Below are 13,472 nucleotides of genomic sequence, written 5' to 3' on the forward strand. Positions count from 1 at the left end.
TTATGGTAGGAGGAAGATCTTGCATTAAATTTTTACATAACGCAGCTTAAAATGGGCGTAAAAACAAAAAGAGGGCTGAAAAGCCCTCTTTTTGTTTTATTTTTTGCCCTTTTGCAAAGCCTGCTGTTGACGCATATAGTCGTCCAGACGCTGCTGGAATTTTGATTTCTTCTTTTTATCTTCTGGTTTGGCCTTGTTTTCCTGGATCATCGCATGAATTTTTTCATCGTCGATCATCCGGCGGATAACGAACTGCAGTGCAAAGGTCATCATGTTTGCCAGGAAGTAATAATAGTTCAGGCCTGAAGGATAGCTGTTCAGTACACCCAGGAAGATAATCGGCATCACATAACCAATGTATTTCATCTGGTTGTTTGCTGCACTGCCCGAGGTCAGGTTATTGTAGTAAGCCTGAAGCAGCTGCGAAGCGGTCATCAACAGACACATCAGACTCAGGTGGTCGCCGATAAAAGGAACGGTGAAACCGAATTTGATAAATTCATCGTAAGTAGAAAGATCTTTCATCCACAGAAAACTTTCGCCGCGTAGTTCGAAAAGGTTCGGGAAGAAAAAGAAGAATGCCATAACGATCGGTAACTGCAGCACCATAGGTAAACACCCACCTAATGGATTAACACCTGCCTTTTTATATAACTTCAGGTATTCCTGCTGAACCAGGGTCGGATTGTCATCGCCTACTTTTGCTTTGATCTCGTCCATCTCCGGCTTCAGTACGCGCATTTTCGCCATTGACAGATAAGATTTATAGGTAAGCGGCATCAGAACAAGCTTCAGGATCACAGTCAGTACCAGAATGATCAGCCCATAACCCCAGTTAAAGCTTTCCAGGAGATTAAATACCGGTAGCACGACAAACCTGTTGATGTATTTCAGTGGCCAGTAACCCATATTTACCTGCTTTTCAAGCTCGTAACCCTGCGCCTTTAAAGCAGAAAATTTATTTGTGCCGAAATAAAACTCCATCCGGTAAGCCTGGCTGGCCTGATGCGTATACGGCAGGTCCATATTTGCGCCGTACCATTTAACCTCACGGTTCCCGGTCGGGATGCGGACCTCAAGATTGCCTTTCTCAAAACCATCCTTGTTGATCAGTACTGCTGAGAAGAAGTGCTGCTTGAAAGAGAACCATTGAATCTTGTCTTCGGTCAGATCTTTTTTATCGTCTTTTGCCTCGCTCAGGTTATCAACACCTTCATTCAGATATTTGTAGTAGGGGGCAGAATAGCGGTGTTCACTTTCAATAGATTTCTCCTGCTGCAGCAAGGTCGACTCCCAGTTTAATGTGAGGCTATTTCCGCTGATGACCTGCTGCATGCCGACTAAATTGATATCAAAGTCAACTTTATTTGATCCCGGTTTCAGGGCGTAACGGTATTCAAGGTACTGACCCGAACCGTAAACCGCACGCATGGTCAGCTCATTGTTGTTTTTTTGCGGCGTAAAGTACAGGTCATTTGTATTGAACACCCGACCTGCAGCATTCAGCTTCAGCCCAAATTTGTTATTCGGGCCATTGAAGAGAATAAGCGGCTGACCGTCAAAAGTCTTAGCTCCCTTTACTTCAGCAGAAAAAATTCTCCCGCCTTTGTTGCTGAATGTCAGCTTCAGGTTTTCATTCTCAAGTACGGTAGTTTGCTCAGTACCGGCCAGGGCTGATCCGAAAGGTCCTCTCAGCGCCGCCGAATCTGGTGTACGGACGGCCGGGGTTGCCGGAGCACCGGCGGGTTTTGCCGCCGATTTGGCAGGAGCCTCCGTTTTTTGCCGCTCCCGTTCTTTCTGGATGTCGGCTTCGCTCGGTTTAAAAAAGTAAAAAGAACCTCCAAGAATGATCAGAATCAGGAAGAGGCCTGTAAATGTATTTCTATCCATTAGTATTGATATGCTGCTTTTAGTTGCTCACTTTTTTGGCGTGTTCTTTTGCAGCGGCGACAAATTTAACAAAAAGTGGGTGAGGATTTGCTACGGTAGATTTTAATTCGGGGTGAAATTGTCCGCCGACGAAAAAAGGATGATTTTTTAATTCAATAATCTCAACCAGTTTACTTTCCGGGTTAATTCCCGATGCAACCATACCTGCGTCTTCGTACTGCTGCAGATAGGCGCTGTTAAACTCATAACGGTGGCGGTGGCGTTCAGTGATGTGTGTGCGCCCATAGATTGCATAGGCTTTTGTTCCTTTTTTAAGATCGCAGGGGTAGGAGCCCAGGCGCATTGTTCCGCCCTTCTCTGTAACCTGTTTCTGTTCTTCCATCATATTGATGACAGGGTGTGCACAATTTTCTTCTATTTCGGTTGTGTGTGCACCCTCAAGTCCGATCACGTTCCGGCCATACTCAATCACGGCACACTGCATGCCCAGGCAGATCCCAAAGAAAGGCACATTATTTTCACGCACATACTTAATCGTGTCAATTTTCCCTTCAATACCCCGGCTGCCAAATCCCGGAGCTACAAGAACGCCGTCAAGGTGCCCGAGTTTTTCATGCGCATTATCTGGATAAATACCTTCAGAGTGAATGTACTCCACCTTAACCTTACACTCGTTCTTTGAACCTGCATGAACAAAACTTTCAATGATCGACTTGTAGGCATCGGGAAGTTCTACATATTTTCCGATCAGCCCGATCCGAACCTCTGAAGTAGGATTCTTTAAACGTCCCAGAAATTCTTTCCAGCTCTCCATATCGGGCTCGTTTTTCTGAGCAAGTTTCAGTTTGCTGAGCACCGTTTTGTCTAACTGCTCTTTCATCATGAGCAGGGGTACGTCATAAATTGTAGATGCATCCCGGGACTCGATTACGGCATTTACGTTTACGTTACAGAACAGCGCGATCTTCTTCCGGATGTCTTGCGAGATCGGGTGCTCTGTACGGCAGACCAGAATATCCGGCTGAATGCCATATTCCAACAGGGCTTTTACAGAGTGCTGTGTTGGTTTTGTTTTCAGCTCGCCTGCAGCTGCAAGAAAGGGGATCAGGGTCAGGTGGATCACGATCGCATTGTTTGCGCCTTCTTCCCACTTAAACTGACGAACGGCTTCGATAAACGGAAGCGATTCAATATCGCCAACTGTTCCGCCGAGTTCGGTAATGACAATATCAAAGTCACCACTGTTGCCCAGCATACGCATGTTGCGCTTAATTTCATCGGTAATATGTGGTACCACCTGAACAGTTTTACCAAGGTATGCGCCCTGGCGCTCTGCGTTGATCACGTTCTGGTAAATGCGCCCGGTGGTGATGTTGTTGGCTTGCGAGGTTGGAACATTTAAGAAACGTTCGTAGTGACCAAGATCAAGATCGGTTTCGGCACCGTCTTCAGTAACGAAGCATTCGCCATGCTCATAAGGGTTTAGCGTTCCCGGATCAATGTTGATATAAGGATCAAATTTTTGGATGGTTACCCGGTAACCCCTCGCTTGCAGGAGTTTGGCTAATGATGCGGAAATGATGCCTTTACCCAGAGAGGATGTGACACCGCCCGTAACAAAAATATACTTCGTCATGATTTGTGAGTTTATTCGGCCGTCCCTGAAAACAGGTCCGGTTTGCATTTTGTACGGGATACAAAGGTAGAAAAATTGCGGGTATTCGGGGTTATTGTTGATAAGATAATTTACAGCCTGACACAAAATAAAAAATGCCCGGGGGAGACCGGGCAGCTCATTATATTTGGTTTGTTAGATTGGGTTCAGGCTGATCTTCTATCTGGTGACATCAAAACAGATGTCTTGTTCTTTACACTAAGATAAAGTTAATTTAAAATTCCTAACCAGCCTTACATTCAGCCCAAAAAAAATAAAAAAACTTGCAAATGCCTGATAGTCAACTATATAAATTTATACAGACGAGATATTAGCCTCAATTCAGCATTATTCTGGTAAATATAACTTCTTAGTGTACTATTGACACTAAGTCTGATCAGAGTTCCGGGAACGTTACCGGAACGAGGCAAAAGCTCAGTAAACAATATTTTGCAGATCAGCCGATCAGCAGCATTTATAGTAAACCTGAACTTTTTGCAGTTGCTCAGACCAGGCGATGTAGAGATTACTTTCTTTACCCAGGCGGTACTTGAAACCGTTCAGCCCGGTTTTTTTCAGTTCATTATAGAAGGCTTTGTCAGGAACGTTAGCGTCTGGCTGCTCGCTTTCGGCAACGGCGGGTTCCAGAAAATTCTCTTCGGCAAAGAAATTTTCCGCTTCTTCATGGAGAAAGGTTACCTGATTCTTTTCTTTACTCAGATCCAATTCGGTGTCATAATTATCAAACAGCGCTTTAGCGGCAATCTGTGTCCGGTAAATTTCTTTACCCGCGGCATTCTTTATGGTGAAGAGGAGTTTGGTTTCCGCAGGTTTTTTGCCGATCAGTTCGAGTTTGAAATGATCTTTACTTAAACTGTCAGAGAAATTTGCCATTGTTTCCTTCACATGTGGCAGGCTGGTAGCGCCGGACTTATTATCTTTTTTTTCGGCAGATTGGCAGGCGAACAAAAAGAAAATGGCCAGCATGCCTGGCAGAAGTTTTTTCAGGTGATACATGATTGCCAAGATAGCTTTTTTTTCTGTCTGACCTTCTAAATCATCCCTGAAACCTTATTCAGATCATCGGGTGTGTCAATTGCAATTGCTTCCATGTTGGTCACCCTTGTTTGAATTTTCATCCCGTGCTCAAGCCAGCGGAGCTGCTCCAGGCTCTCGGCTGTTTCCAGCGGGGATGGGGGTAGCTGCATGATTTGCCGCAGGGCCGCTGCCCGGTAGCCATAAATTCCGATATGTTTGTAGTACTGGTGTTTTTCATGCCAGTTTTCAGCATCATCATTGCGAAAATAAGGGACCGGATGCCTGCTGAAATAAATAGCATCCTGGTATTGATCTATCACGACCTTTGGGATATTTGGATTAAAGAGTTCTTCGGAGCCGCTAACCGGTTTGATCAGCGTAGCGAGCGAGACACGCTCGTCATCAAAGCATCCTGCCAGTAAGCTGATCTGATCGGGGTTTATGAAGGGCTCGTCGCCCTGAATGTTGATCAGCACATCATATCCTGGCAGCACTTCCATGACTTCTGCGCAGCGGTCTGTACCGCTTTGATGCTGATTGCCGGTCATAACAAACCGTCCGCCAAAACTTTCAACTTCCTGCGCTATCCGCTGATCGTCGGTTGCGACAACAACGAGCGACAGTTCGGGACATTTGCAGGCCTGTTCATATACACGCCTGATCATTGTCTTACCGCCGATATCGGTAAGCGGTTTTCCCGGGAATCGCGATGAAGCGTAACGGGCGGGAATAACTCCAAGGATACGGGGCATAGCTGTTCGGTTAAAAAAGACCGTTTATTTCAGCTTCAACAGCCTGGATAACGGCGCTTAAATCTTCAACATTATTACTAAAATCCAGCCGGTCCTTATCAAGGATCAGCAGGCGGCCCAACTGATAATTCTGTATCCAGTTCTCATACTTCTCATTAAGCTTTGAAAGGTAATCGATCCGGATGCTCGCCTCATATTCCCGGCCGCGGCGCTGAATATTATTTACCAGCGTCGGGACCGAAGCCCGGAGATAGATCAGCAGGTCAGGGGGTTTAATAAATGAGGTGATGTTGTCAAAAATCGCCCGGTAATTTTGATAGTCGCGCGTGGTCATCAGACTCATCTCATGCAGGTTTTCCGCGAAAATATGTGCATCCTCATAAATCGTCCGGTCCTGGATAACATTTCGTGCGCTTTTTTCGATATCGACAATCTGCTGGAAGCGGCTGTTCAGAAAATAGATCTGCAGATTGAAACTCCAGCGTTTCATATCACTGTAAAAATCTTCCAGATACGGGTTGTTATCTACCGCTTCATAGAGCGCTTCCCAGCCATAGTTTTTAGCCAGTAAGCCTGTAAGCGTAGTTTTACCCGCGCCGATGTTCCCAACAATTGCAATGTGCATAAATATCGTGTTTCATTGTGCAGATGCGCCTCCGTTTTAATCATCTGTAGGATGTTCTACGGGTAAGCGTTACTGCATTTTTTCTTAAAAACTTTTTATTCCTACCAGTTCGCGAACGTCCCTGATGGTTTTTAATGCGCTTTCGCGTCCTTTTTCGCGCCCGATCCCTGCTACCTTGCTCAGGTAGGCCTCGTCGGCGGCAATAGCTTGAATCCGTTCGCGGATCGGTGCTGTTGCCATGATCATATCTTCGGCAAGCTGCTTTTTAAAATCGCCATACCGAATTGCGCACTGGTTATAAAGCCCTTCGAAATGCGCAAGTGTATCTGGTGCGGATACCACTTTCATAAGATCGAACAGGTTTTGAATGGCCTCGGGTTTTGGCTGATTTTCAACCGTTGGCCCGCCGTCGCTCACGGCACGCATCACTTTTTTCCTGATCACTTCCGGATCATCTGAAAGATTAATCACATTGCCTTCACCCTCAGACTTACCCATTTTTCCTTTACCATCAAGTCCTGGTACCTTCACAAGACTCGTAGCATAACTGAAGGCATAGGGCTCGGGAAAATAATCGTTGTTATAAAGTCTGTTAAAGCGGTTTCCAAACGTACGGGCCATTTCCAGATGCTGTTCCTGGTCTTTACCAACCGGTACCTTTGTTGCCTTATGTATCAGAATGTCGGCAGCCATCAATACCGGATACGTGAGGAGGCCGGCGTTGACGTTATCGGGATTTGCGCGAACCTTATCTTTAAAAGACGCGCTGCGTTCAAGTTCGCCCATGTAGGCGTTCATATTCAGGTACAGATAGAGCTCCGCAACTTCGGGAACGTCAGACTGAATATAGATGGTACTGAGCTCGGGATCTATACCGCAGGCAAGGTATTCTACAAGCACCTGCTTTACATTTCCATGCAGGTCGGAAGGCGTAGGGTGGGTGGTAAGTGAATGAAGATCTGCAATAAAGAAAAAGCAATTGTAGTCGTGCTGCATCTGCACAAAATTCTTCAGTGCACCGTAATAGTTACCAAGATGTAATTTTCCTGTAGAGCGGATGCCGCTCACTACCGTTTCTTTCATCCGGCGAAATTAAGAAAGAATTAAAACATTCAGCAGATCAATTATCAGATCGGCCGACAAATGGTGACATATTTTTCTAATTTTGAATGTATATATGAAAATTCTCAAGCAGCTTCACCGCGTCTGGTTTATGATCGTGGTATTTATCTTTTTTCTGCTGTTTCTTCCATTCTATTACATATGCTCAAGAAATGAGCGATACTACCCGGTTCTAAATTTTTTCCGCCATCTGCATAGCCTGTTTGCAAGCGGACTTGCGGGAATTTTCTATAAATTTGAATTCGAGCAACCGCTCAATGCAGACCAGACCTATGTGTATTGCGCCAACCACAGTTCGAATCTTGATATCATGGTTTTTTGCATCCTTGCCAGAGGCAGTTTTCACTTTATGGGGAAAGAAGAGCTTCTTACAAACCCTGTTCTCCGCATCTTTTTCAAGACGATAGACATCACCGTTAACCGTGAGAGCAAGATTTCTTCTTTCAGGGCTTTCAAAAAAGCGGGCGACAATCTGGATAAAGGGATGAGTCTTGTTATTTTCCCCGAAGGGAAGATAGATGATCATTTTCCGCCCAAACTTCATAGCTTTAAAAATGGCCCGTTCAGGCTCGCGATCGATAAAAAAATTCCGATAGTTCCGGTTTCAATTACCGATATTTGGAAGGTACTATGGGATGATGGAGGCGCACACGGATCAAGACCGGGCATTTGCCGGGTCTTTGTACACGCTCCCTTGTGCACTACAGAAATGTCGCTAAGCGATGATGAAGTACTTCGGGACCGCGTTTTTGAAAAAATTAAAAGCAAACTGATCAGCGAATGAACCTGGATAACGAAAGAATATATAAGATCGCCGACCTGGCCCGTATCCATATTGAAGATAAAGATGTCGACAGTCTCCGCGCGGATATGAACAAGATTCTTACTTTCATGGAAAAGCTGAATGAGCTCGATACCTCGCAGGTGGAGCCGCTGCGTTACATGAACGAGGCTAAGAATACCTGGCGCGAAGATGAAGCGAAGACTGAAATAAGCACCGAAGAAGGGCTGATGAACGCAGCCCTGCGCAATGAACGTTTTTTTCTTGTACCAAAGATTATTGAAAAATAGGCGTGGCTGTAACATTCATTTGTTAGCGGCTGTCTAAAAAATAAAAAACCGATGCAGAACAACACCCCATTGATCATTATAAAAGATATCGGCCGTAAATATGTTATCGGCACTGAGGTTATTCATGCCATTAAATCCGTTTCGCTCGAGATCAGGAAGGGTGAGTTTGTAGCACTTATGGGGCCATCTGGTTCAGGAAAGTCTACCCTGATGAATATTCTCGGCTGCCTGGATACACCGAGCAAAGGTGACTACATTTTGAACGGAACCAATGTTAGCCAGATGTCTGATGATGCACTTGCAGAGGTTAGAAATAAAGAAATCGGATTTGTCTTTCAGACATTCAATCTTTTGCCGCGCTCTACTTCACTCGATAATGTTGCCCTGCCCCTGATTTATGCCGGGGCAAACCGCAAAGAGAGAGAGGCGCGTGCAGCAAAGGCGCTTGAGAATGTCGGATTGGGCAACCGTATGGATCATAAGCCAAATGAACTCTCGGGCGGACAACGCCAACGTGTCGCTGTTGCCAGGGCGCTGATCAACGATCCTTCAATTATCCTCGCCGATGAACCTACCGGAAACCTTGATACAAAAACATCGATCGAGATTATGGGCTTGCTCGAGGAGATCCATAGCAAGGGCAATACGATCATTCTTGTTACCCACGAGGAAGACATTGCCCAGCATGCGCATAGAATTGTCAGGATGCGCGATGGTCTTGTCGAGAATGATTACCTGAATACAGACGTCAAGTCTGTTTCGCCGCGCCTGCAGGCGATCCGGGAGTCCGGCTCAGACTGGGAAAAGATGAATTAAGACTCATACAATACTGAAAGCCTTGTCCAAAGGCTTTTTTTTATAGCTATTTATAGTTGCATGAAGATTTACACAAAAACCGGAGATAAAGGTGAAACTTCGCTAATCGGGGGAACAAGAGTCCTTAAGTCGCATCTCAGGATTGAAACGTATGGTACCGTTGATGAGCTCAATTCCTATATCGGCGTTGTATCCAGCCAAACATCGACAGCAGCAGTTCAAACGGTGCTCAAGGAAATTCAGGATAGGTTGTTTACGGTTGGGTCCTTGCTGGCTGCAGATCCGGAGAAGTCGAGAATGAAGCTTCCCGATCTTCATGAAGCAGATGTTACGCTGCTTGAAGATGAAATTGATCGTATGAATGCTACCCTTCCTGATCTTAAACATTTTATTCTGCCAGGCGGGGGCGGCGCCGCCTCTTTCTGCCATGTTGCCCGGTCAGTTTGTCGTCGCGCCGAGCGGCTCGCTATTTCACTGTCAACAGAAAGTGCTGTAGACCAAATTGTTATCATGTACCTGAACAGGCTAAGCGATTACCTGTTTGTTCTGGCACGGAAACTGTGTATGGACGCGGGAAACGAAGAAAACAAATGGATTCCACGCATCTGAGATGGTGGAAAAAAATGTTTGGATATTAAATTAATTTTAATATACTTTTGCGATTAATTGAAATAACTAAAATTTAAACAACAGGGAATATGTATTGGACACTAGAATTGGCATCGCACCTGGAAGATGCTCCATGGCCTGCAACTAAAGACGAACTAATTGACTACGGTATCCGTTCCGGTGCACCTGTAGAGGTAATAGAAAACCTGCAGGCGCTTGAAGATGATGGTGAGCCCTACGAGAGCATAGAGGAAATCTGGCCGGACTATCCGACCAAAGAAGACTTTTTCTTTAATGAAGACGAATATTAATGTCAGTTTCAAGATACAAAGGCCGGATGTAAATCCGGCCTTTCTTTTTATGCGGATAACTCAAATTCCCCGCTGTTTTGCCTCTGATGTGGTTTTTATCACATGAACCGAAACAATCTCCGGCATCTTCATGTTTACTCTCACAAATAACATACTTAAAAACTAAATTAAGAACCTATGGGAAATTTATTGTATTTGGTTGCCGTTGTATTGGTAATACTTTGGGTAATCGGCTTTTTCTTTAATGGATTTGGTGATGTGGGTGGAATCATTCACGTCCTGCTCGTAATCGCAGTGATCGCTATCCTGCTGAAAGTGATAAACAGGGCGGCCTAAGTGTCGCAAACATAAGAATGAACCCGGTGCAGATGCCCGGGTTTTTTTATGTCTTATCGGCGATAAGCGCTTCTGCAAAAACAAGATCGGTCGGGTAGGTTATTTTAAAATTTCGCCGCTCGCCCGGTTCAAGATATATTTCGGATCCTGCCGCCTGCATAACGCTGGCATCGTCGGTAAAAAGCGGTTGAAATGGCTGGTTATATGCGTCCAGCAGCTCGCTGCTATAAAAAGTCTGGGGTGTCTGAATAATGAATACTTTGTTCCGGTCTATCGCCTGGCTGACGCCGTTTTCCTGTAACCTGATGCTGTCGGTAGCAGGCAGCGCAGCTACGGCATTGCCGTGCCGGAGCGTTCGCTCATAGCAGCGGTCAATAAGATCTGTAGAAATGAGGGGCCGGGCGGCGTCATGAACCGCCACCATTCCACCGGTTTCGACAAGTGTAAGCGCATTTTTAACCGAATGGTATCGTTCTGTTCCCGCGGATGCAATGTGGTGCGAAATGGTACACTTATAGGTTTGGCACAGATCTGCCCAACGTTCCCTTTCATCAGGATGAAGCACAAGAATGATCTCAGGCTTGAAGCGGCTTTGAGAAAAAGCCAGGAGCGAATGCATCAGCAGCGGTTTGCCGGCAAGCGGCAGGAATTGCTTGGGCAGTTCGTTACCCATTCTGTTTCCCCTGCCGCCTGCTACGACAATTGCGTAATGCGTCATGCGAACATCTGCGTTGTTAGATGATCAGCATGGCATCGCCATAACTGTAAAAGCGATATTTCTCTTTAACTGCAATTTCGTAGGCATTCATCACATTATCGTATCCGCCAAACGCTGCAATCATCATCAGCAGAGTTGATTCTGGCGTATGAAAATTGGTTATCATGCAATTCGCGATGCTGAAGTCGTAAGGAGGGAAGATAAACTTACTTGTCCAGTCGCTTGCTGCCTTGAGTGTATGGCTCGCTGAAACCGCAGATTCGATGGCCCGCATGCTCGTCGTTCCGACAGCGCAAATCTTGTTTTTATTTTCAAGGGCCTTATTCACAATGCGCGCATCGCGATCCTCGATAATGAATTGCTCAGAGTCCATCTTGTGTTTGGTGAGGTCTTCAACCTCGACCGGCCGGAATGTCCCAAGCCCAACATGCAGGGTTACTTCTGCAAACTCAATACCTTTAAGCTCGAGCCGTTTCATCAGCTCACGGCTAAAGTGCAGACCTGCGGTAGGGGCAGCAACAGCACCTTCGTGTTTTGCGAAAATAGTCTGATAACGTTCTTTATCCTGAGCAGTGGCTTTACGTTTGATGTATTTTGGTAGCGGCGTTTCGCCAAGGATTTCAACGTTTTTACGGAATTCTTCATCGGTACCGTCAAACAGAAAACGGATTGTGCGGCCGCGTGATGTTGTATTGTCTACTACCTCTGCAACGAGCAGATCATCGTCACCAAAATAAAGTTTATTGCCAACACGGATTTTGCGGGCGGGGTCTACCAGGACGTCCCACAACCTCAACTCTTTGTTAAGCTCGCGGAGCAAAAATACCTCGATAGTAGCGCCGGTTTTTTCCTTGTTCCCGTAAAGGCGCGCAGGAAAAACTTTCGTGTTGTTCAGGATCATGACATCTTTATCGTCAAAATAGTCCAGGACATCTTTGAATATCTTGTGCTCAATTTTTCCACTGTCTTTATGCAACACCATTAAACGGGCTTCGTCACGGTTTTCGGAAGGAGTACTTGCGATGAGCGACTCGGGTAAATTGAACTTGAACTGCGATAGTTTCATAATCTGGCTTGATATTTTAAGGGCGCAAATTTATAAAATTAATTTTGTTTTTGTTGCTTACGCAGACTGCGCCTGATAATTAACCATATAGCTGTTCAATTTGTTGTCAGAAACTCCATTTATCATACAACTTGTGTATCATTTTGAATATTGCGTCAGGCTTGTAACCTTTTTAGCTAATTTTGGTCTAAACGCTAATTATGATCGTTTTCAGACTTATCGGCGAAAGCCTGCGCTTTGCCTTCGATGCCATTCGTCAGAATAAGCTTCGAACCATTCTCTCTTTGCTGGGAATAACCATCGGTATCTTTACGATTATAGCGGTCTTCACCGCGGTTGATACCCTGCGGAACAAACTGCAGGAAAGCGTAGATAAACTCGGGTCGAAAACGATCTTTATCCAGAAATGGCCCTGGGGGGGGTTCGGCGATTATCCATGGTGGAAATATATGAACCGGCCCGAACCATCACCACGCGATTATGAGCAGCTACAGCGGCGCATGGAAAATGCACAGGGTATCACGTATGAGGCTGCCGCACAAAACCGGGTCATCAAATACCGCAGTTCTTCTGTCGAGGGTGCTACGATCTGGGCTGCCTCGTCAGATTTTGATAAAACCTGGAGCTTCGAACTGCAGGAAGGCCGTTACTTCACGGAAAACGAAAGTAAATCCGGTACACCCATCTGTATAATGGGTGCTGAAATAGCCGAAGGGCTTTTTGGCAATAGTCCGGCGGTTGGTAAACAGGTCAAAGTCATGGGGCGGCGCGTTACCGTGGTCGGCGTATTTAAAAAAGAAGGAGAGGACATGCTCGGCATGTCGCAGGATAAAAACGTGTTGATTCCTATCAACTTCGCAAAAGGGCTCTTTGATATTAGAAACGAGCGTTATGATCCCCAGATTACCGTAAGAGGGAATGATAATGTAAGTCTTGAAGAAATTGAAAGTGAGCTGCAGGGCCTTATGCGTTCTATACACCGGTTAAAGCCCGGCCAGGAGGATGATTTCGCGCTCAACAAAACGACTATTCTTTCCAATCAGCTGGATACGATGTTCAGCATGGTCAAGATTGCAGGCTGGGTTATCGGCGGTTTTTCCATTCTGGTTGGTGGTTTTGGTATTGCCAACATCATGTTCGTTTCGGTTAAAGAGCGGACCAATATTATAGGTATCCAAAAATCGCTCGGCGCAAAGAACTATTTCATTTTACTCCAATTCATGTTCGAAGCCATCATCCTTTGCCTGCTCGGCGGATTACTCGGACTGTTGTTTGTGTTTCTTTTCACGCAGGTGTTTACACATTTGCTTGATATCGAAATTATCCTTGATATTGCAAACATCGTTCTCGGAATCGGTATATCGGTAGTCATCGGAAGCCTTTCAGGCTTTTACCCGGCTTTTTCCGCCTCAAGGCTTGATCCGGTAGAAGCCATTCGCTCGTAATCTGCGAACACAAGATATT

General features: G+C 45.6%; 15 protein-coding genes. 7 read left to right on the plus strand and 8 right to left on the minus strand.

The features are described from left to right. Window positions 1–96: 96 nt before the first annotated feature. The 6 genes from yidC to trpS form a co-directional block, all read right to left on the minus strand. The gene (gene yidC / locus EJV45_RS01350) at window positions 97–1,890 is read right to left on the minus strand and encodes a membrane protein insertase YidC (RefSeq protein ID WP_129713850.1); all 1,794 of its coding nucleotides are present in this window, start codon (window positions 1,888–1,890) and stop codon (window positions 97–99) included. Window positions 1,891–1,909: 19 nt separating this feature from the next. Further along, window positions 1,910–3,526, minus strand: coding sequence for a CTP synthase (locus EJV45_RS01355; RefSeq protein ID WP_129713851.1), 1,617 nt, complete (start codon window positions 3,524–3,526; stop codon window positions 1,910–1,912). A 483-nt stretch (window positions 3,527–4,009) separates the two neighbouring features. Beyond that, window positions 4,010–4,561 (minus strand): hypothetical protein, encoded by a 552-nt coding sequence (locus EJV45_RS01360; RefSeq protein WP_129713853.1) that lies wholly within the window; start codon window positions 4,559–4,561, stop codon window positions 4,010–4,012. A gap of 35 nt (window positions 4,562–4,596) precedes the next feature. Next, a complete protein-coding gene (gene kdsB / locus EJV45_RS01365) occupies window positions 4,597–5,334 on the minus strand; it encodes a 3-deoxy-manno-octulosonate cytidylyltransferase (RefSeq protein ID WP_129713855.1) in 738 nt (245 codons plus the stop codon). 10 nt (window positions 5,335–5,344) lie between these two features. Beyond that, window positions 5,345–5,959: a deoxynucleoside kinase gene (locus tag EJV45_RS01370; protein WP_129713857.1), complete on the minus strand. Its 615-nt coding sequence runs from the start codon at window positions 5,957–5,959 to the stop codon at window positions 5,345–5,347. Between the two features lie 84 nt (window positions 5,960–6,043). Continuing rightward, the gene (gene trpS / locus EJV45_RS01375; RefSeq protein ID WP_129713859.1) at window positions 6,044–7,042 is read right to left on the minus strand and encodes a tryptophan--tRNA ligase; all 999 of its coding nucleotides are present in this window, start codon (window positions 7,040–7,042) and stop codon (window positions 6,044–6,046) included. A gap of 94 nt (window positions 7,043–7,136) precedes the next feature. Between trpS and EJV45_RS01380 the strand changes: the two genes are divergently transcribed. From EJV45_RS01380 to EJV45_RS01405, 6 genes are all read left to right on the plus strand, one after another. Beyond that, the gene (locus tag EJV45_RS01380) at window positions 7,137–7,865 is read left to right on the plus strand and encodes a 1-acyl-sn-glycerol-3-phosphate acyltransferase (RefSeq protein ID WP_129713861.1); all 729 of its coding nucleotides are present in this window, start codon (window positions 7,137–7,139) and stop codon (window positions 7,863–7,865) included. Further along, window positions 7,862–8,152 (plus strand): Asp-tRNA(Asn)/Glu-tRNA(Gln) amidotransferase subunit GatC, encoded by a 291-nt coding sequence (gene gatC, locus EJV45_RS01385; RefSeq protein ID WP_129713862.1) that lies wholly within the window; start codon window positions 7,862–7,864, stop codon window positions 8,150–8,152. The genes EJV45_RS01380 and gatC overlap by 4 nt, the downstream gene beginning before the upstream one ends. Window positions 8,153–8,203: 51 nt before the next feature. Continuing rightward, a complete protein-coding gene (locus EJV45_RS01390) occupies window positions 8,204–8,968 on the plus strand; it encodes an ABC transporter ATP-binding protein (RefSeq protein ID WP_129713863.1) in 765 nt (254 codons plus the stop codon). A gap of 60 nt (window positions 8,969–9,028) precedes the next feature. Next, window positions 9,029–9,577 (plus strand): cob(I)yrinic acid a,c-diamide adenosyltransferase, encoded by a 549-nt coding sequence (locus tag EJV45_RS01395; protein WP_129713864.1) that lies wholly within the window; start codon window positions 9,029–9,031, stop codon window positions 9,575–9,577. A gap of 89 nt (window positions 9,578–9,666) precedes the next feature. Further along, window positions 9,667–9,888, plus strand: coding sequence for a DUF2795 domain-containing protein (locus tag EJV45_RS01400; RefSeq protein ID WP_107215591.1), 222 nt, complete (start codon window positions 9,667–9,669; stop codon window positions 9,886–9,888). A gap of 177 nt (window positions 9,889–10,065) precedes the next feature. Then, on the plus strand, window positions 10,066–10,224 hold the full coding sequence (locus EJV45_RS01405) for a lmo0937 family membrane protein (RefSeq protein WP_107215590.1): 159 nt from the start codon (window positions 10,066–10,068) through the stop codon (window positions 10,222–10,224). A 46-nt stretch (window positions 10,225–10,270) separates the two neighbouring features. On the opposite strand, the gene EJV45_RS01410 is transcribed toward EJV45_RS01405, so the two are convergent. Beyond that, the gene (locus EJV45_RS01410) at window positions 10,271–10,942 is read right to left on the minus strand and encodes a 2-C-methyl-D-erythritol 4-phosphate cytidylyltransferase (RefSeq protein ID WP_129713865.1); all 672 of its coding nucleotides are present in this window, start codon (window positions 10,940–10,942) and stop codon (window positions 10,271–10,273) included. A 16-nt stretch (window positions 10,943–10,958) separates the two neighbouring features. Beyond that, window positions 10,959–12,008, minus strand: coding sequence for a tRNA preQ1(34) S-adenosylmethionine ribosyltransferase-isomerase QueA (gene queA / locus EJV45_RS01415; RefSeq protein WP_129713866.1), 1,050 nt, complete (start codon window positions 12,006–12,008; stop codon window positions 10,959–10,961). Between the two features lie 200 nt (window positions 12,009–12,208). Here queA and EJV45_RS01420 point away from each other — a divergent pair, with 200 nt between their 5' ends. Beyond that, window positions 12,209–13,453 carry an ABC transporter permease gene (locus EJV45_RS01420; protein WP_129713867.1) on the plus strand — a complete coding sequence of 415 codons (1,245 nt, stop codon included), beginning with the start codon at window positions 12,209–12,211 and terminating at the stop codon, window positions 13,451–13,453. Window positions 13,454–13,472 lie beyond the last annotated feature (19 nt).

The organism is Pedobacter sp. SYP-B3415, assembly GCF_004138205.1.
Classification (GTDB): Bacteria; Bacteroidota; Bacteroidia; order Sphingobacteriales; family Sphingobacteriaceae; genus Pedobacter.

Coding starts and splice junctions, on each gene's coding strand:
- queA (WP_129713866.1), bottom strand. CDS start 12,008: ATGAAACTATCGCAGTTCAAGTTCAATTTACCCGAGTCGCTCATCGCA.
- EJV45_RS01395 (WP_129713864.1), top strand. CDS start 9,029: ATGAAGATTTACACAAAAACCGGAGATAAAGGTGAAACTTCGCTAATC.
- EJV45_RS01360 (WP_129713853.1), bottom strand. CDS start 4,561: ATGTATCACCTGAAAAAACTTCTGCCAGGCATGCTGGCCATTTTCTTT.
- EJV45_RS01400 (WP_107215591.1), top strand. CDS start 9,667: ATGTATTGGACACTAGAATTGGCATCGCACCTGGAAGATGCTCCATGG.
- EJV45_RS01410 (WP_129713865.1), bottom strand. CDS start 10,942: ATGACGCATTACGCAATTGTCGTAGCAGGCGGCAGGGGAAACAGAATG.
- EJV45_RS01390 (WP_129713863.1), top strand. CDS start 8,204: ATGCAGAACAACACCCCATTGATCATTATAAAAGATATCGGCCGTAAA.
- EJV45_RS01370 (WP_129713857.1), bottom strand. CDS start 5,959: ATGCACATTGCAATTGTTGGGAACATCGGCGCGGGTAAAACTACGCTT.
- EJV45_RS01405 (WP_107215590.1), top strand. CDS start 10,066: ATGGGAAATTTATTGTATTTGGTTGCCGTTGTATTGGTAATACTTTGG.
- yidC (WP_129713850.1), bottom strand. CDS start 1,890: ATGGATAGAAATACATTTACAGGCCTCTTCCTGATTCTGATCATTCTT.
- EJV45_RS01355 (WP_129713851.1), bottom strand. CDS start 3,526: ATGACGAAGTATATTTTTGTTACGGGCGGTGTCACATCCTCTCTGGGT.
- trpS (WP_129713859.1), bottom strand. CDS start 7,042: ATGAAAGAAACGGTAGTGAGCGGCATCCGCTCTACAGGAAAATTACAT.
- kdsB (WP_129713855.1), bottom strand. CDS start 5,334: ATGCCCCGTATCCTTGGAGTTATTCCCGCCCGTTACGCTTCATCGCGA.
- EJV45_RS01420 (WP_129713867.1), top strand. CDS start 12,209: ATGATCGTTTTCAGACTTATCGGCGAAAGCCTGCGCTTTGCCTTCGAT.
- EJV45_RS01380 (WP_129713861.1), top strand. CDS start 7,137: ATGAAAATTCTCAAGCAGCTTCACCGCGTCTGGTTTATGATCGTGGTA.
- gatC (WP_129713862.1), top strand. CDS start 7,862: ATGAACCTGGATAACGAAAGAATATATAAGATCGCCGACCTGGCCCGT.